Annotated in this window: 13 protein-coding genes; 8 read left to right on the forward strand and 5 right to left on the reverse strand. The window is 71.5% G+C overall.

Annotation, left to right across the window (positions count from 1 at the left end):
• Position 1 precedes the first annotated feature (1 nt).
• The 3 genes from serS to HUG10_RS11005 form a co-directional block, all read right to left on the reverse strand.
• Positions 2-1,384: a serine--tRNA ligase gene (serS, locus tag HUG10_RS10995; protein WP_179169624.1), complete on the reverse strand. Its 1,383-nt coding sequence runs from the start codon at positions 1,382-1,384 to the stop codon at positions 2-4.
• 894 nt (positions 1,385-2,278) lie between these two features.
• Positions 2,279-3,412, reverse strand: a complete 1,134-nt coding sequence (locus HUG10_RS11000) for a thiolase family protein (RefSeq protein WP_179169625.1) — start codon at positions 3,410-3,412, stop codon at positions 2,279-2,281.
• Between the two features lie 274 nt (positions 3,413-3,686).
• A complete protein-coding gene (locus HUG10_RS11005; RefSeq protein WP_218780587.1) occupies positions 3,687-4,130 on the reverse strand; it encodes a response regulator in 444 nt (147 codons plus the stop codon).
• Positions 4,131-4,317: 187 nt separating this feature from the next.
• Here HUG10_RS11005 and HUG10_RS11010 point away from each other — a divergent pair, with 187 nt between their 5' ends.
• The 6 genes from HUG10_RS11010 (at position 4,318) to HUG10_RS11035 (ending at position 11,469) form a co-directional block, all read left to right on the forward strand.
• Positions 4,318-6,024 (forward strand): flippase activity-associated protein Agl23, encoded by a 1,707-nt coding sequence (locus HUG10_RS11010; protein ID WP_179169626.1) that lies wholly within the window; start codon positions 4,318-4,320, stop codon positions 6,022-6,024.
• Positions 6,025-6,041: 17 nt separating this feature from the next.
• A complete protein-coding gene (locus HUG10_RS11015) occupies positions 6,042-6,227 on the forward strand; it encodes a hypothetical protein (RefSeq protein ID WP_179169627.1) in 186 nt (61 codons plus the stop codon).
• On the forward strand, positions 6,220-7,635 hold the full coding sequence (locus HUG10_RS11020; protein WP_179169628.1) for an ATP-binding protein: 1,416 nt from the start codon (positions 6,220-6,222) through the stop codon (positions 7,633-7,635). Before HUG10_RS11015 ends, HUG10_RS11020 begins: the two co-directional genes overlap by 8 nt.
• Before the next feature lie 136 nt (positions 7,636-7,771).
• Positions 7,772-8,596 carry an MBL fold metallo-hydrolase gene (locus tag HUG10_RS11025; protein WP_179169629.1) on the forward strand — a complete coding sequence of 275 codons (825 nt, stop codon included), beginning with the start codon at positions 7,772-7,774 and terminating at the stop codon, positions 8,594-8,596.
• 75 nt (positions 8,597-8,671) lie between these two features.
• Positions 8,672-10,018, forward strand: a complete 1,347-nt coding sequence (locus HUG10_RS11030) for a PQQ-dependent sugar dehydrogenase (protein ID WP_179169630.1) — start codon at positions 8,672-8,674, stop codon at positions 10,016-10,018.
• Positions 10,015-11,469, forward strand: coding sequence for an aryl-sulfate sulfotransferase (locus tag HUG10_RS11035; RefSeq protein WP_246310130.1), 1,455 nt, complete (start codon positions 10,015-10,017; stop codon positions 11,467-11,469). The genes HUG10_RS11030 and HUG10_RS11035 overlap by 4 nt, the downstream gene beginning before the upstream one ends.
• Positions 11,470-11,523: 54 nt before the next feature.
• Here HUG10_RS11035 and HUG10_RS11040 read toward each other — a convergent pair whose 3' ends face one another.
• Positions 11,524-12,486 carry a DUF5787 family protein gene (locus HUG10_RS11040; protein WP_179169631.1) on the reverse strand — a complete coding sequence of 321 codons (963 nt, stop codon included), beginning with the start codon at positions 12,484-12,486 and terminating at the stop codon, positions 11,524-11,526.
• A gap of 179 nt (positions 12,487-12,665) precedes the next feature.
• Here HUG10_RS11040 and mutS point away from each other — a divergent pair, with 179 nt between their 5' ends.
• Positions 12,666-15,320 (forward strand): DNA mismatch repair protein MutS, encoded by a 2,655-nt coding sequence (gene mutS / locus HUG10_RS11045; RefSeq protein WP_179169632.1) that lies wholly within the window; start codon positions 12,666-12,668, stop codon positions 15,318-15,320.
• Position 15,321: 1 nt separating this feature from the next.
• Complete coding sequence (mutL, locus tag HUG10_RS11050; protein ID WP_179169633.1) at positions 15,322-17,004, forward strand: DNA mismatch repair endonuclease MutL; 1,683 nt, start codon at positions 15,322-15,324, stop codon at positions 17,002-17,004.
• Here the strand turns inward: mutL and HUG10_RS11055 are convergent, their stop codons facing one another.
• Positions 17,005-17,439: a DUF7573 domain-containing protein gene (locus tag HUG10_RS11055; RefSeq protein ID WP_179169634.1), complete on the reverse strand. Its 435-nt coding sequence runs from the start codon at positions 17,437-17,439 to the stop codon at positions 17,005-17,007. It lies immediately after the preceding gene.
• Between the last annotated feature and the right edge of the window lie 98 nt (positions 17,440-17,537).

Consider the following 17,537-nt stretch of genomic DNA (forward strand, 5'->3'; position numbering starts at 1 on the left):
CTCACTCCTTCTCGCCCGCGCCGACCGCCGACTCGCCGACCTTCTCGCTCCCCGTGATGACCTCGCGACCGCCGAGGTACGGGCGGAGCGCCTCCGGCACCTCGACCGTCCCGTCGTCGTTCTGGTAGTACTCCAGGATGGCGACGACGACCCGCGGGACCGCCAGCCCCGAGCCGTTGAGCGTGTGGAGGTACTCGGCCGACTCGTGCCGCTCGGGCCGGTAGCGCAGGCCGGCCCGCCGGGCCTGGAAGTCCTCGAAGTTCGACACCGACGACACCTCGAGCCAGCGGCCGCCCTCCTCGGGGCCGTCCGCCATGTCGTCGCCCGGCGCCCAGACCTCGATGTCGTACTTCTTCGCCTGGGTGAACCCCAGGTCCCCGGTGCACATCTCCAGGATGCGGTAGGGGAGCTCCAGCCTCCGGAGCACCTCCTCGGCCTCGTCGACGAGGCCGTCGAACCGTTCGTCGCTCTCCTCGGGCCGGACGAAGTTCACCATCTCCACCTTGTTGAACTGGTGGACCCGGACGATGCCCCGGGTCTCGGTGCCGTGCTCGCCCGCCTCCTGCCGGAAGTTCGGCGAGTACGCTTGGTGTTTCAGCGGGAGGTCGTCGTCCAGCAGGATCTCGTCGCGGTACATGTTCGTCACGGGCACCTCCGCGGTGGGGAGCAGCCAGAGGTCGTCCTCGTCGTACGGCTCCTCGTTGTCGCCCTCGATGCGGTAGGCGTCCTCGGTGAACTTGGGGAACTGGCCGGTGCCCTCCATCGACCGCGACTTGACGGGGAGCGGCGGGAACACGTCGACGTACCCCTGCTCGCGGTGGACCTCCAGCATGAACTGGACCAGGGCGTGTTCGAGCATCGCGCCCTCGCCCTTGGCGAAGTAGAAGCCGCCGCCCGACACCTTCGCGCCGCGCTCGAAGTCGAGGATGTCGAGGTCCTCGCCGAGGTCGTAGTGGGGGACGACGGGGTCGGGCAACTCGCGCAGGTCGTCGAACCCCTCGCGCCGACGCTCCACGTTCTCGTCCTCGTCCTCCCCGACGGGGACGTCCTCCTGGGGGATCTGCGGAACGGTGAGCATCGCCTCGTGGAGGTCGTCCTCCAGTTCGTCGGCGCGGTCCTCGATCTCCTCGAGTTCGGCCTTGAGGCTCTGCGATTTCTCGATGGCCTCCTGGGCCGCCTCCTCCTTGCCCTCCTGTTTGAGCTGGCCGATCTTCGATGAGACCTGGTTTCGCTCGTGGCGGAGGGTGTCGCCCCGCCCCTTGAGGTCCCGCCACTCGTCGTCCATCTCGATGATGCGGTCGAGGTCGACGTCGTCGACGCCCTTGTCTTCGAGCGCGCGTCGGACGGTGTCGGGCTCGTCCCGGAGGAGCTGCCGCGAAATCATTTGTCGTCGCTTCCGGCGGGTGGCGCAAAACCGTGTCGGGTCCGTTCGACCGATTGGCACGGTGTGTTCGAGTTCGTGATTCGGCGTGGTCGAGTTTCGAGGGTGGTTTCTGCGGTATCTTCGTTTCCACGGTGAGCAGTAGCTCGAAAGCCCCCGCGGCTGTCGACTCGAGGGACCGCGCCTGTGCTCCTCGTCGCTCGCGTTGCTCGCTCCTGCGGTGCTTACCGGGTCCGCCGTCGTCGACAGCCGCGGCCCCTTTCAGTCCCACCCGACCGCATCTCACCCTCCCCAACCGGCGAGGCCCTTCCTGGCCGTCGGGACCTCGCCCCTCGCACGAGCAGCCGCGCAGAGCGCGGCCGCCGCGCGCCACGTGGACCGAGCGGGCTGGTGCGGTCGGCGTGTGCCGGCGGGCCTCCGTTCACGCGAGTGAACGCAGTGAGCGAGGGTGAACTCATGGGACCGAAGGTCCCAGGTAGTGCCCGCCGGACGCGCGCGAGGGATGAGTGAGCGAAGCGAGCGAATCGGCTGGGGAGGCCTGTGGCTGCTGTGCGGTGGCAGCGTGGGTGGGAATGAAAGGGGCCGGCTGGCTACGCGAACCCCGGGCCCGGTGAGCCGAGCCTGCGAGGCGAGCCTCGGGAGTCGCAGCCCGCACAGCGAGGCGAAGCCGAGCGAGCAGGACCGTCTCCCGTAGTAAGCACCGCAACGCGACCGCAGGGAGCGTGAGGAGCGCAGCGTGGTCCGCGGGAGCGTAGCCAGCCGGGGGCTTTCGAGAACAGCTACATGGAGAGCGAATCTCGAAGCCAACCGACTGGGCGCTTTCGAGTCACTCCGATTCCCCAAACGCTCGACTCAGTAATCCACAGCGGAAAACGAAGAACCGCAGAAACCCGAGATCTACCGACCGAATTCGATCGCCGCGCCCTGCCCGAACCCGACACACAGTGTCGCTAGCCCGCGATCAACGTCGCGCTTGATCATCTCGTGGATGAGCGTCACGGGAAGCCTGGCACCGGACGCGCCGAGCGGGTGCCCGATCGCGATGGCGCCGCCGTTGACGTTGTACTGGTCCTCGGGCACGCCCAGCTCGCGTCGGGCGTACTCGCACTGGGAGGCGAACGCCTCGTTCAGCTCCACGAGGCCGTAGTCGTCGATGGAGCGCCCGTTCCGCTCCAGCAGGCCCCGCGTAGCCGGGACCGGGCCGATACCCATTACCGTCGGGTCGACGCCCGCGACGTTGTTCATGCCGACCTCCGCGAGCACGTCCAGCCCGTGTTCGTCGGCGAACTCCCGCGAGCAGACGAGCGTCGCGGCCGCGCCGTCCGAGATCTGCGAGGAGTTCCCTGCCGTGACTGTGCCGTCGCCGGTGAACGCCGGCGGGAGATCCGCCAGGGCCTCGACGGACGTGTCGCGGCGGATGCCCTCGTCCTCCGTGACGACGCCGTCATCGGTTTCGACGGGGACGATCTCGTCGTCGAACCGGCCCGAGTCGGTCGCCTCGGCCGCGCGTTCGTGGCAGCGGGCGGCGTACTCGTCCTGGGCCTCTCGCGAGACGTCGTACTCCTCGGCGACCTTCTCGGCGGTCATGCCCATCTGGAGCTGGAAGACGTTGTACCTCTCCGAGAGTTCGGGGTGGAGGTGCTCGTAGGAGTCGCCGTCCATCGGGACCCGGGACATGTTCTCCACGCCGCCGGCGACGATGCAGTCGCGGTTGCCCGCCGCGATCGCGTCCGAGGCGGAGATGACCGCCTGCATTGAGGAGGCGCACCATCGGTTGATGCTCGTCGCCGGCGTCCCCTCGCCGAGCTCCGAGAGGAGCGCGATGACCCGTGCGACGTTGTTGTCCTGCTCGCCGCGCTGCTGTGCGACGCCCCACATGAGGTCGTCCACGTCGTCCGGGTCGAGGTCGTACTCCGCGAGGATGTGGTCGATGAGCGTGACGGACAGGTCCTCGCTCCGGGTGTCGGCGAAGGCGCCGCCGCCCTTGCCGAACGGGGTCCGGTGGGCGGCCGCGATGACGGGCGTTGCCATACCACGAACTCGGAGGTCCATGCCAATAAATCCGGGAGAACCGCGCCCCCGTTGCCCGACGTTGGAGCCGTCGTCGGGGCTCCGTCAGCGGCCGAAAACCGAACGGAAAACACGCCCTCTCCGGTACTGTCAGTAACGTACGCTTCCCCGACAGCGGAGCTGGGAGATCATCGAACCGGTCACCGAACGGAACGGGCAGCCCGTCGGACGACCCGTTCATCGGCGTGGAGGAGGGACGGTCCAGTCCCCATCAACTGCGAGACCAGCTCTCGAGCTACGCGGGTGGAACGCGGGCCCGTTCGAACCAGAACTCCTTGACCGCCTTCGCCAACGAGGCGTACTCCGCTGGGTCGTTCGGTTTCTCGATGTACGCGCTCGCGCCGAGGTCGTACCCCCTGCGAACGTCCGCTTCGTCGTCCGAGGTCGTGAGCAGGAGGATCGGACGCGGGGGGAACTTCGGGTCGTCGTTCAGCGATCGGATGATGGTGAACCCGCTGCTCCGCGGGAGGTGCAGGTCCAGGAGGAGCAGATCCGGATACGCGGTCGACTCCGTGTTCAGACAGCCGGTCAGGAACTCGATCGCGTCGTCCCAGGTCGAGGCGGTGTGCACTTCAGGGTCGAAGTTCACCTCCGAGAACGCTTCCTCGAGGAGGCGGACGTCGCCGGGGTTGTCCTCGACGAGCAGGATGGTGAACGTGTCCGCGGTTTCGTTTGTCACTGGCGATTCTCGTGAGAGCGTATGCTCTTCGTACGCAAAGGTACGAGCCCTAAAGAATTAGAACGGCATCGGGTTGACACTCCGCCAACGGACGAATCCCGGCGGGGGCCAGGTGGTTCGCGTCCGATCCGCTCGGGGGGACGACGACTCGGGAAGACACTTACCACAGGCAGTCGCAGTCGCCCCCGTGACGCCCCGCCGTACCGCCCGGACCGCCGCCGAAATCCACCGGAACCCCGTCCGCGCGGTCGCCCTCCTCTCCGTCCTCGCGCTCGCCCTTCGGCTCTGGGGCCTCGGCGCCCGCGCGATGCACTTCGACGAGGCCCGCGTCGGCTACTGGACGCTCAGGTACCTCGAGACCGGCGATCACGTCTACCGACCCATCGTCCACGGGCCGTTCCTCGAACTCGCGACCGCGCCCCTCCTCGACGCCCTCGGGCCGACGGGGTTCGCCGTCCGCCTCCTCCCCGCGCTCCTCGGCGCGGCGCTCCCGCTCGCCGCCCTCGCGTTCCGCGGCGCCCTGGACGACGCCGAGGTCGTCGCGCTCGCCGGGTTCCTCGCGCTCAACCCCCTGCTCCTGTTCTTCTCGCGGTTCTTCCGCGCGGACGTCCCCCTCGCCGCCTTCGCCTTCGGCGCGTTCGCGCTTGCCCATCGAGCGCACCGGACCGGCAGCCGACGGGACCTCCTCGCGGCCGGGGTCCTCCTCGGTCTCGCGCTGACGACGAAGGAGAACGTCGTCGTCTACCTGCTCTGCGTCGCCGGCGCGGCCGCCGTCGGACTCGCGGTTCGATGGTGGTCCGACGGCGGCGACGGCGTCCGCGACGCGGTCGGCCGACTCCGTCCGCTCGTCCCCGCGGCGGTCCCGGCACTCCTCGTCGCCGTCCTCGTCGCGTGGTTCTTCTACGTCCCCCGCGGCCACTCCCCCGGCCTCGACGACCTCGCGACGCGGCCGGTCGCGGTCCTCGCCGCCGGCACCGTCAGCGCGTGGGAGACGTTCGCCGGGAGCCTCTGGGCCGGGACCCACGACCAGCCGTACCTCCCGTTCCTCGGACACCTGCTCGGCAGCGTCGCCATCGGCGGTGCGGCGCTGTACGGGTGCGCGCTGCTCGGCCTCGCGGGCGAACTCCGCCGCGCGTTCTCTCGACCCGTCGACGTCGCCAACTCCTGCCCGTCCGTCCGCCCCCTCGTCGTCGCCACGGCCGCCTGGGGGCTCGTCGCGCTCGCGGGCTACCCGGTCGCGGCTGACATCAAGGCGCCGTGGCTCGCCGTCCACGCGCTCGTCCCGCTCGCGGTCCCGGCGGCGGTCGGCGCGGTCGCACTCGTCCGGCGCGGCCGGCGGTGGTGGACCGAGGGGGATCGCCTCGCCGCCGCCTCGCTCGCCTGCGTGGTGCTCCTCGTCGTCGGGCAGGCGGGGTTCGTCGCGTTGGCGACGTCCTACACCGAGCCGACGCCCCGGGTGAACCTCCTCGCGCAGGGGGCCCAGCCCGGCGACGACCTCGACCCGCTGGCGGCCGCCATCGGCGCGTCCGCGGACCGGGGCGGCGTGCTCTACTACGGCGAGCGGTTCTGGCTGCCGAACGAGTCGGTCGACGACGCACCGCCGGGCCCGGACGCGAACTGGCTCGGCTACTGGATCCGCCGGCTCCCGCTCCCGTGGTACACCGAGCGGGTCGGCGCCGAGACGTCGTACGCCCGCACCCCCGAGGACGTCCCGGACGACCCGCCGCCGGTCGTGGTCGCCGCACCGGACGAGGCCGGGGAGGTCGCCCCGCTGCTCGACGGCTACGGACGGCGGTCGTACGACCTCGCGCTGTTCGGCAACCCGGTCGTCGTCTTCACCGACCCGACGCTGTACGACCTGGAGTCGAGCGACGCGAAGCGGGACGGTTCCTGACATCCGCGAGATCGTGCGTGTTCGAGGGCGGGCTGACGATTGCAGACCGTACGTGTGGATCCTCGCTCGACGCGAACGACGACGCGAACGAGTTCGTCGCGTACGTACACGCCCGGGTGGGGAGGATAGGCGTACACCGGCAGGTACTCGCGCGCTTCGACGTGCTTAAACCGGCGCAACGGGAAGATGTGTGGGATGAGTGACCCGGCAGTGGACGTGGTCGAACTCCTCGTCACCGCACGCCGATACAGCGAGGACCGGGCCCTCGACGCCGACGACCTCCCGCCGCGGTACCGCCGCGTCTTCTGGAGCGAGGCAGCCGAGGACGAGTCCGGGCCAGGCGGAGTGAACCGACCGCTTCACGTGACCGAACCGAACGCGACGACAGCGACGGGGGTGGAGCGACCCTGGGAGGCCGTCTCCGACCTCCTGTTCACGCAGCGAACAGAATTCTCCGGCGAACTGGAGCTGACCCAGCCGGACATGACGACCGAGTGGCTACTCGAACGCGTGGACGACGACCGACTCCTCTCGAACCCGGTGCTCGCGAAGATCGCCGAGGAGGCCGACGCCGGGTTCGACGTCACCCACGCGGAGGCTCGCGAGGAGAACCGGCCGATCCGCGCGGACCGCGTCTGGATCGACGCGCTCCTCGACGAGTACTTCGGCGATGACGACGAGGACGAGGACGGCGACGACATGCTCGATCTCGTCACGGTGAAGGCGCCCGAGGAGATCGAGATGACCCTCCAGGACCTCGTGCTCACCGAGGACCAGGAGGGCGAGATCCGCAAGCTAATGAAGGCCATCGAGCACCGCGAGTACCTCGCGCAGATCGGCCTCCGCGAGATCGGCAAGCTCCTGTTCGTCGGCCCGCCCGGCACCGGCAAGACGACCGCCGCCCGGGCGCTCGCGCACGAACTCGGCCTCCCGTTCGTCGAGGTGAAGCTCTCGATGGTGACGAGCCAGTACCTCGGCGAGACGGCCAAGAACGTCGAGAAGACGTTCGAGGTCGCCAAGCGGCTCGCGCCGTGCATCCTCTTCATCGACGAGTTCGACTCCGTCGCGAAGACCCGCCGGAGCGACGAGCACGCGGCACTCAAGCGAGCGGTCAACACCCTCCTCAAGAGCATCGACGACATCTCGCTGGTCCGCGACGAGGTGCTGCTCATCTCGGCGACGAACCACCCCGACCAGCTCGATGCCGCCGCCTGGCGGCGCTTCGACGAGATCGTTAACTTCCCGAAGCCGGACCGGCAGATGCGCTCGGACATCCTCGAGATCATCACGCGCCGGATGGAGATCGCGGAGTTCGACCCGCAGGAGGCCGCCGAGCGGACGGAGGGCCTGACGGGATCGGACCTCCGGATGGTGCTGCGGGAGGCCGTGCTCGAGGCCCTGACCGACGAGCGCATGTCCATCACCCAGGAGGACATCATGGACGCGGTCGAGGACTTCGAGGAGCGCGACAACCTGAAGAACATGGACATGATCGAGGGCGAGGGCGCCGAGGTGCCCGAGGTCGCGGGCGACGGCGGCGACGCGCACGACCACGACGACCACGACCACGATCACGACCACGGCACAGCCGACCACTCGCACGACGACTGATCCGACTCTCGGGAGTCGATCCGAGACGCGACATCGGCGCGACGCGACCCGAACCGGCCCGGTGCCGGCTCGATTCCGTCGTCGACGACGCCTCCGATACCCCTTACTTCCCCGCCCACCTCCGCCCGCCTAGCGAATGCGCGTCACCCTGCTCGGCACGGGCGATACGACCGGCACGCCGACCGTCGGGTGCGACTGCGACACCTGCCGGGCGGCCCGCGAGCGCGGCGTGGAGCGCTCGCGCTTCTCCGTCCACGTCGAGAACGAACGGACCGGCGAGTCGCTCCTCGTCGACTTCTCCCCCGACTTCCGCCGCCAGTTCCTCGACTCCGAGGTCCCCCTCCCCGACGCCGGCGTCGTCACCCACGTCCACTTCGACCACCTCGACGGCCTCGGGAACGCCTACCGCGTCTTCGACGAGTTACCGGTCTACGCCGCCGACGAGACCGACCCCCTGACCGACGAGTCGGTCGCGGGGACGATCCGCCGGAAGTACGACTACCTCGACCGCGTGACCGTCCACGACGTCACCCCCCACGAACCGACGCGGATCTGCGGCCTCGACGTGACGCTCGTCCCGGTCGACCACCCGCCGCTCGTCTGCTACGGCGTCGCTGTCGAGGACCCCGAGACGGGGGCGAAGCTGTCGCTCTCGGGCGACACCAGCTACGACGTTCCCCCCGAATCGCGCGCCGCGCTGGCCGAACCCGACCTCCTGCTCGCGGACGGCATCGTCCCGGCGAGCCTCTGCGAGCGCCACCCGATCGGCGGGGCCGACCGCGGGCCGGACGGGGTCCCGCGGACGTTCGGCACGAAGCACATGACCCGCGAGGGGGCGCTCGCGCTGGCCGAGGACCTCGACGCGGCGGAGACCCGCGTCGTCCACGCGGCCCACTTCTATCCCGTCGAGGAGGCGTTCGAGGACCCGCTCGCGGTCGACGGCGAGGTGTACGACCTGTAGGGCACGTCGGGATCGGGAGCACACCCGGACCGACCAGTCGGAAAACACTTGCCGGAGTGCTCGGAGTACCCGCCAATGCCTCGCACCTGCTCCCGGCGCCGGGCGCTGGCGGCCGTCGGCACCGCGCTGGTCGCCGGCTGTTCCCAGCCGGGCACCCCTCCATCCGACTCCAGTAGCGGGTCGGATCGACCGACCGAAACGTCGACGTCGACGTCGACGCCCGTCCCCGAACCGGACGTCTCGTTCGACCCCGACGACGACTGGCGGGCGCCGACCGACGCGCCCGCGACGAACGTCGAGACGAACGTGCTGGTCGAGAACCTGGAGATCCCCTGGGACGTCTCGGTCGCCGCGAACGGCGACCTGTTCATCACCGAGCGCGTCGGCCGGGTCACCCGGTTCAGCGCCGGCGAACTCGACGCGGTGCTCTCGCCCGCGGACGTCATCGGCGCCGGGTCGGTGCCGCCCGGCCACGACGAGCGCCCCTGGTGGGTCGACGGCGGCGAGGGCGGCACCCTCGGCGTCGCGGTCCACCCGAACTACCCCGACGTCGAACTCCTGTTCGTCTACTACACCGCGGCGGTCGAGGACGGCCCGGTGAACCGCATCTCGCGGTTCGACCTGTCGGCCGACGACCCCGGCGCGGCCGAGACGGTCGTCGTCGACGGGATCCCCGCCTCGAACATCCACGACGGCGGCCGACTGACGTTCGGGCCGCGCGGGCGCCTGTGGGCGACCGTCGGCGACGCCGGCGAGGAGTCGCTGGCGGCCGACCCGTCGAGCCTCGCGGGGTCGATCCTCCGCGTCACCGTCGACGGCGAACCAGCGCCGGGCAACCCCGACCTGGGCGACCCCCGGGTGCTCACCTACGGCCACCGGAACCCGCAGGGACTGGCGTGGCTCCCGGACGGGACGGCCCTTGCCACCGAGCACGGTCCGTCGGGGAAGGACGAACTCAACCGTCTCGAGGGCGGCGCGAACTACGGCTGGCCGGACGTCCGCACACCGGAGGAGTACCGGAACGCGGCGGACGTCCACCGGCCGCTGTTCAACACCCGCAACACGACGTGGGCGCCGACCGGCTGCCTGTTCTACACCGGCGACGCCGTCCCATCGTGGCGAAACCGGCTGCTGGTCGGCGGGCTCAGGAGCCAGCAGGTCGTCGTCGCCACGGTCACCCGCCCCGACGGCGACCCACCGCCGGTGGGCGACGGCCGACGCTTCGACGCCGACTGGCTCGACGACGCCTACACCGTCACGGCGAACCCGGTGTTGCAGGACGAACTCGGGCGGGTCCGTCACGTCGAGCAGGGGCCCGACGGCGCGCTGTACGCCATCACCTCGAACCGCGACGGCCGGGCGAACGAGCCGTTCCCCCGCGAGCGCGACGACGTGCTCGTCAGACTGGAGGTCACCTCGTGACGGGTCGAGACGCTCGAACCGCCCTCGTCGCGGCCATCCTCGCCGTGTTGCTCACGGTCGGGCCGGCCTCCGCCGGGGTCGGTGCCGGAACGACCGACGCGGTCGGACCGGGGGCCGGGACGGCGGGCGCCGCTACGGCCGGGACGTACCCGGCGAAGATGGCCCAGACGCCGAACCCCTGCGTCGGGACGATCAGCCAGCGGCCGTCCGCAACGACGCTGGTCACCATCCAGGGCGCCCGCGGCGGCGGGAAGACCGCCTCGCTGATGCTCGGGGTCCGCCCGAACGGGTCGGTCGTCGGCGTCCACAACGACACCGCCGCTGGCCGGTGGTGGCAGTACGACGTGGACCCGATGCCGAACGGGGACCTGCTCGTGGCGACGACCGAACCCGGCATCTCCGTCGTCGAGCGAGTCGACCCGGCGACGGGCGAGCACGAGTCGGTCGAGCGCCTCGAGAACGTCGAGGACGCCCACGACGTCGACTACCTCGGCGACGGCGAGTACGTCACCGTGGACAAGGGCGACGGCCGCAACCGCGTCGTCGTCTACAACAGCACCAGCGAGGAGATGGTGTGGAAGTGGCGGTTCGACGAGTACGCCGACCGCTTCCCGCAGTCGGGCGGCGGCCCGTACGGTGAGGACTGGACCCACGTCAACGACGTGGACGAGATCGGCGACGGCGTCTTCCTGGTCTCGGTCCGCAACTTCGACCAGGTGATCGCCATCGACCGCGGGACGAAGGAGGTGCTCTGGACGCTCGGCGAGGACGACGACTACGACGTCCTGAACGAGCAGCACAACCCGGACTACATCGAGGGCGAGAACGGCACCGACACCGTGCTGGTCGCCGACAGCATGAACGACCGCGTGGTCGAGTACGCCCGCGAGGACGGCGAGTGGACCCGGACGTGGACCCTCCGCGGCGGCGGCCTGAGCGAGCCGCGCGACGCCGACCGCCTCCCGAACGGCAACACGCTGGTCACCGACCGCCGCGGCCACCGGGTCGTCGAGGTCACCCCGCGCGGCGAGGTCGTCTGGGAGTTCTACACGCCGTGGCAGCCGTACGACGCCGAACGCGTCGGCACCGACCGCGGTTCGGAGGGGCCGACGATGCGCCAGCTCCGCGCCGACGGCACCCACCGGATGCAGGGGAGCGCCGGCTACGACACCGAACGGATCGAATCGTGCTACGCCTACCTCACCGGCTGGGACGGCGGGAGCCGACTCGTCCCCGACGACGAGCTGTGGGGGACCGCAGGAAACGGCACGCCCGGTTCGACCGACGGGAGCGTGGGGACGGCTGACGGGTCGACCGAGCCGACCCTGACGACCGTCCCGCCCAGGTCCGGGCCGTTCTCGCCCGGTCGCCTCACGCCGCTCCTCGGGGTCGGCCTCGCGGCGGCGGTCGCGGCCGTCGTCGCCGGGTTCGTCGTCTGGCGGCGACGCTGACCCGCTCTGACAATATCAGGGTAGGTTCACCGCCGACGCGACGCCCTGCCGGACTCAGTCGGAGAACCGGTCGAGCCCGCTCTGTCGCCGGGCGGTCCCGGCCGGGTCGCGCTCCCACGGCGTCGCCGCGTCTCTGAGCGCCGCGCGGTCGACCGCCAGCGCATCCCCGGCCTCGAACCCCGGGCAGTCCGGGCCGCAGGCCTCCGCGGGGTTGACGACGCGGTCGAAGTGCCCGCACTCGGGCCGCCCGTCCGCGGTCGCCAGACAGCGGGCGCAGTCCGGGAACTCGTAGGTCCGCCAGCCCTTGCCGTACGCCCGCTCGGCGATCCGACGGCGCTTTCGGGCCTTCGCCTCCGGGTCGACGAGCGCGACGTCGGTCCGGAGGGGTCGCTCGTCCACGACCTCGATTCCCGGTTCCGTCACGGGGAGTCGGCTCGCCTCGCGGAGGACCGTCCGCTCGCCCGAGTCAGGGTCGAACCGCCAGACGCCGACCTCCTGGGGGAGCCGGTTCAGGTGCGCGCCGGTGACGTGGCTCGCCGTCGCCAGCACCACCTCGTCGAGGAGGCCGAGCGAGACGTCGAACCTGAGCTGGCGTTCGAGGTCGCCCGGCCGGCCGAGGTCGGGTTTGTTCTCGATACCGACGAGCTTCCCGACCCAGTCGTCGGGGTAGCGGGCGGTCTGGCGGACGTACTCCCGGCCGCCCCGTCGCTCGCGCGAGAGGAAGCCGGACTCGACCGCGGCGTCGACCCGCTCGCGGGCGAGGTCGGGGTGGCCGTCGAAGGCGTCGCGCCAGTAGCGCGCCTCGCCGACGCCGACGTCGGCCTCGATGGCGGCGTGGGGGACGGCCCGGTCGGTGATACGCGCCCGGTCGGCGAACCCCGGGCCGGGTTCGATCCCGACCACGTCCATCACGCGGCTCCCCGGCGACGCGACGGCGGCTCCGAGCTGGCGGGCGAGCACCCAGTCCTCCTCCCGTTCGAGGTGGGCACACAGCGCCAGTTCGAAGCCGAACTCCATTCTACCGCGTCGTCGGGGGTGCACGGAGAAAAGGGCCGCGTGTCCGGTGGAGGGTGGAGGGCCGACGCGCTCGTCGAACCGTCGACGCCCGCGACCGAACCGGCGGACACGACGACGAATCACCCGGCCCCCGACGGGAGGGCGAAACCCTTTCGCCCCTCCCCCGCCCCTCGACAACCATGGTAACGGGCGCGCCGGCGAAGATGCTCGACCGCCGGGACGAACTCACGCCCATGTTGGCCCAGTACGTCGACCTCGCCGAGGAGTACGACGACGCCGTCCTCCTCTTCCGCGTCGGCGACTTCTACAAGGCGTTCTGCGAGACGGCCGACGAGGTCGCCCGGGTCTGCGAACTCACGCGGATCGAGCGCGAGGACTCCACGGGTACCTACACCGCCTGCGGCATCCCCGTCGACAACGCCGCGAAGTACCTCGACCGCCTGCTCGACGCCGAGTACCGCCTCGCGGTCGCCGACCAGGTCGAGGACCCAGAGGAGACGAACGGGCTGGTCGACCGGGCGGTCACGCAGGTCATCACCCCCGGAACGGTCGTCGACGACGAACTGCTCGCGACCGGGTCGAACACCTACGTCGCCTGCGTGGCCCGGGGGAGTACCGGCGACGCCGCCGAGGTGTGCGGCGACAGCGACGGCGAGTACGGCCTCGCCCACGTCGACGTCTCGACCGGCGAGTGCGCCGCCACGGCCGGGTCGCTCGCCGACGTGCAGGAGGAACTCGCGCGCATCGCCCCCGCGGAACTGCTGACCGGTCCGGACGTCGACGCCGGCGGGGACGACCTCGCGGACAGCGCGATGACCACCGAGTACGACCCGACCGTCTTCGAACCCGACGCGGCCCGCGAGCGCCTGACGGCCTACGCCGACCCGGAACGGTTCCGGCCGACCGCCGCGACCGCCGCTGGCGCGCTGCTCGCCTACGCCGAGTGGGCGCAGGGCGACGACGGCCCGCTCGGACACGTCAACCGGGTCCGATGGTACGACCCCCGGCGCAGCCTGCGGCTCGACGCGACCGCGCTCCGCGGGCTGGAGCTGTTCGAGACCCACGCCGGCGGTGACGCGACGTTGTTCGACACGCTCGACGAGACGCGCTGCGCGCTCGGCCGCCGCCGACTCCGGGCGTGGCTCCGCCGCCCCCTCCTCGACCGCGAGCGGGTCGAATCACGCCACGACGCGGTCGAGGCGTTCGCCGAGCAGACGCTCGTCCGCGAGGAGGTCAGGGACCTGCTCGGCGAGGCGTACGACCTGGAACGCCTCGTCGGGCGCGTCACCCGCGGACGGGCGGACGCACGGGACCTCCGGTCGCTCCACGCGACGCTCGAAGCCGTGCCCGAGATCCGCGACGCGCTGGCCGACGTCCCGGAACTCGCCGACCTCCGCGACTCGCTCGACGCGCTTGCCGACCTCCGGGAACGGATCGACGCCGCCATCGTTGAGGACCCGCCGACGGACATCACCGACGGCGGTGTCGTCCGCGACGGCTTCGACGCCGACCTCGACGAGGTGCGCGGAACCGCCCGCGAAGGGCGCGAGTGGGTGGCGAACCTGGAGTCCGCGGAACGCGAGCGCACCGGCATCGACAACCTCGACGTCGGCTACAACCGAGTCCACGGCTACTACATCGAGGTGACGAACGGGCAACTGGAGAAGGTGCCCGACGACTACACCCGCCGACAGACGCTGAAGAACTCCGAGCGCTTCTACACGCCCGAGCTGAAGCGCCGCGAGGACGAGATCCTCGGCGCCGACGAGCGCGCCGACCGGCTGGAGTACGAGCTGTTCACCGAGGTCCGGGGCGACGTGGCTGCCGAAGCCGAGCGGATCCAGGGTCTCGCGGACGCCGTCGCCCGGGTGGACGCACTCGCCGCGCTCGCGACCGCCGCGGTCGAGCGGAACTACGCCCGCCCGGAACTGGGCGCCGAGGGCGTGTTCGTCGAAGGGGGCCGCCACCCCGTCGTCGAGCGCACCGAGCCGGAGTTCGTGCCGAACGACACCGACCTGCCGCGGGGCACCGTCGCGCTCGTCACCGGCCCGAACATGAGCGGGAAGTCGACGTACATGCGCCAGGTCGCGCTCTGCGTCGTGCTCGCGCAGGCCGGCTCGTTCGTGCCGGCCCAGTCGGCCCGGCTCCCGGTCGTCGACCGGGTGTTCACCCGCGTCGGCGCCAGCGACGACATCGCCGGCGGCGAGTCGACGTTCATGCGCGAGATGCGCGAGCTGACGGACATCCTCCACGACGCGACCGCCGACTCGCTGGTCGTCCTGGACGAGGTGGGTCGCGGAACCGCCACCACCGACGGCCGGGCCATCGCCCGCGCGGCCGTCGAATTCCTCCACGACGAACTCGGCTCGACCGCCCTGTTCGCGACCCACTACCACGACCTCACCGAACTCGCCGACGAGCGCGAGCGCGTCAGGAACCTCCACTTCGCGGCGACCCGCGAGGGCGGGGACGTGACGTTCCTCCATCGCGCGAAACCCGGCGCCGCAGCGGCCTCCTACGGCGTCGAGGTCGCCGAACTCGCCGGCGTACCTAACCCGGTCGTGGAGCGCGCGAGGGCGCTCGTAGCCGAGGAAGCCGACGCGGATGCGGAACCCGCCGACGAGGACCCCGGTTCCGACTCGGCACAGCGCACCCTCGACGACCTCGGGGGCGCGGAGCGGGGGCGGTCGCGTGGCGCCGGAACCGTCGACCTGACCGACGCGGAGCGTGAGACGCTGGCGGCGCTCCGCGAGGTCGACGTCGCCGACACCACCCCGATGGAGGCGCTGAACCGCCTGAACGGGCTCCAGCGGCGGCTGGAGGAGGACGTCTGAGATGGCCGGGAGCCGCGAGGCCGGCGTCCGCGAACTCGACCGGGCCACGGTCGAGCGCATCGCCGCCGGCGAGGTGATCACCCGACCGGCCCGCGTCGTCGCCGAACTGGTGGAGAACGCGCTTGACGCCGGCGCCGAACGGATCGACGTCGAGGTCGACGGCGACGGGACCGACCGCATCCGCGTCGCCGACGACGGATGCGGGATGAACAGGGAGGACGCCGCGCTCGCGGTCGAACCGCACACGACGAGCAAGATCAGGGACGCCGGTGATCTCGCGGCCGCGGACACCCTCGGTTTCCGGGGGGAGGCGCTCGCCAGCGTTGCGGACGCGGGTACGCTGGAACTGACGACGAACGCGGACGACGACGAGATCGGCACCCGTGTCCGCGTCGCCGACGGGGAAACGGCCGTCGCGGACGCCGGCCGGGCGCGGGGGACCACCGTCGAGGTGACGGAGCTGTTCGCCGACAGGCCCGCGCGCCGGGAGTCGCTCGCCTCGCCAGCCAGGGAGTTCGGCCGCGTCTCCGAACTGCTGGCGGACTACGCGCTCGCCCGGCCGGACGTCGCGTTCTCGCTGACCCACGACGGCCGGGAGACGCTCCGGACGCCGGGCACGGGGACCACGGACGCGCTGGTGGCCATCTACGACCGCGAGACCGCCGGGCACGCGACCGCGTTCGACCACCGGGCGGACCTCGAAACGGGGGCCGGATCGGAACCGATGGTGGGCTGGGAACTCCGGGCCGAGGGCGCGCTCGTCGCGCCGGCTGTCACGCGCTCGACCCGCGACCACGTCCACCTCGCGGTCAACGGCCGGCCGGTCGCGAACGAGGCGCTCCGCCGGGCGGTCGCGTCGGGCTACGGCACCCTCGTCCCGTCCGGTCGGGAGCCGGTCGCCGTCGTCCGCCTCTCGCTCCCCGCCGAGACGGTGGACGCGAACGTCCACCCCGCGAAGGAACGCGTCGCGCTCCGCGATGGGAACACCGTCGCCGACGCGGTCGAGACCGGCGTCCGGGACGCGCTCACCACGGCGGACCTCCGGCGCTCCGGCGAGGTGGCGATGGACCTCGACTCCTCGCTCGCGCCCGTGGAGGGCGCCGAGTCGGACTTCGCCGACGCGACCGTAATCGGACAGTTCCGCGACCTCTACGTGCTGTGCGAGGCCGACGACGACCTGGTCGTGATCGACCAGCACGCCGCCCACGAGCGGGTGAACTTCGAGCGCCTGCGGGCCGCGCTGGCCGACGAGGCGGTCCCCTCGGCCGACCTGGACCCGGCCGCGACCGTCTCGCTCGACCCGGGCGCCGCCGCAGGGGTGGAGGAGCACGCCGACGCGCTCCGCGACCTGGGGTTCGCGTTCGAACCCTTCGGCGGGAACACGTACCGCGTCGCGGCCGTCCCCGCGCCGCTGGGCCGGGTCGCCGACGCGGACGCGCTGGGCGAGACGGCCGCGTCGCTCGCGCGGGGCGAGGCGGACCCGCGGGAGGCGGCGCTGGCCGACCTCGCGTGCCACCCGTCGCTTAAGGCCGGGGACGCGCTGGACCGTGAGACAGCTACCCGACTGGTCGAGCGACTCGGCGAGTGCGAGCAGCCCTACGCCTGCCCGCACGGCCGTCCGACGACCCTCACCGTCGAGGAGGCGACGCTGGCGTCCGGGTTCGAGCGCCCGACGCGCCGGTAGCTACCACTCCTTGCAGTCGGCGCAGACGTACTCGCCGTCCTGGCGCCACCGAGTCGTGGCGGTCTCGCCACACCCCGTACACTCGGCGCCGTCGGGCGACCAGCCGTAGGTCGGTTCGGCGGGGGCGACGGACTCCGGGGGGATCGGATCGTCCTCGTCGGATTCGGTTTCGATGCCGCCGGATTCGGCGGTTGAGTCGTCGTCCGGCGAGTCGGTGTCCGAGTCAGCGTTGGCCGGGGGTTCGGGGCTGGCGTCCGTTCCGGAGTCGGCCGGCGTTTCCGGGTCGGACGCCGATTCCGGCTCCCGGTCGGATTCCGCGGGAACGTCGTCCGGCTCGTCGGCGTCGTCGGCGGGGTCCTCGCGCTCCCCGGCGTCGAGAAAGTCGTCGAGCGAGTAGTCCCCCGTCACGGCCGAGAGGAGGGCGTCCGCGGACATAACTCCGGCGCGATAGCTCGGGTGCGTCCGGGGTGTGTGACGGCGTCGACGGAACACCGGAAGCCGAACGAGCCGCGCCTCCTCGGCACGACGGAAGC

This window comes from Halorarum halophilum (genome assembly GCF_013401515.1).
Lineage (GTDB): Archaea > Halobacteriota > Halobacteria > Halobacteriales > Haloferacaceae > Halorarum > Halorarum halophilum.

Coding starts and splice junctions, on each gene's coding strand:
- serS (WP_179169624.1), bottom strand. CDS start 1,384: ATGATTTCGCGGCAGCTCCTCCGGGACGAGCCCGACACCGTCCGACGC.
- HUG10_RS11000 (WP_179169625.1), bottom strand. CDS start 3,412: ATGGCAACGCCCGTCATCGCGGCCGCCCACCGGACCCCGTTCGGCAAG.
- HUG10_RS11020 (WP_179169628.1), top strand. CDS start 6,220: ATGAGTGACCCGGCAGTGGACGTGGTCGAACTCCTCGTCACCGCACGC.
- HUG10_RS11025 (WP_179169629.1), top strand. CDS start 7,772: ATGCGCGTCACCCTGCTCGGCACGGGCGATACGACCGGCACGCCGACC.
- HUG10_RS11030 (WP_179169630.1), top strand. CDS start 8,672: ATGCCTCGCACCTGCTCCCGGCGCCGGGCGCTGGCGGCCGTCGGCACC.
- HUG10_RS11040 (WP_179169631.1), bottom strand. CDS start 12,486: ATGGAGTTCGGCTTCGAACTGGCGCTGTGTGCCCACCTCGAACGGGAG.
- mutS (WP_179169632.1), top strand. CDS start 12,666: ATGGTAACGGGCGCGCCGGCGAAGATGCTCGACCGCCGGGACGAACTC.
- mutL (WP_179169633.1), top strand. CDS start 15,322: ATGGCCGGGAGCCGCGAGGCCGGCGTCCGCGAACTCGACCGGGCCACG.
- HUG10_RS11055 (WP_179169634.1), bottom strand. CDS start 17,439: ATGTCCGCGGACGCCCTCCTCTCGGCCGTGACGGGGGACTACTCGCTC.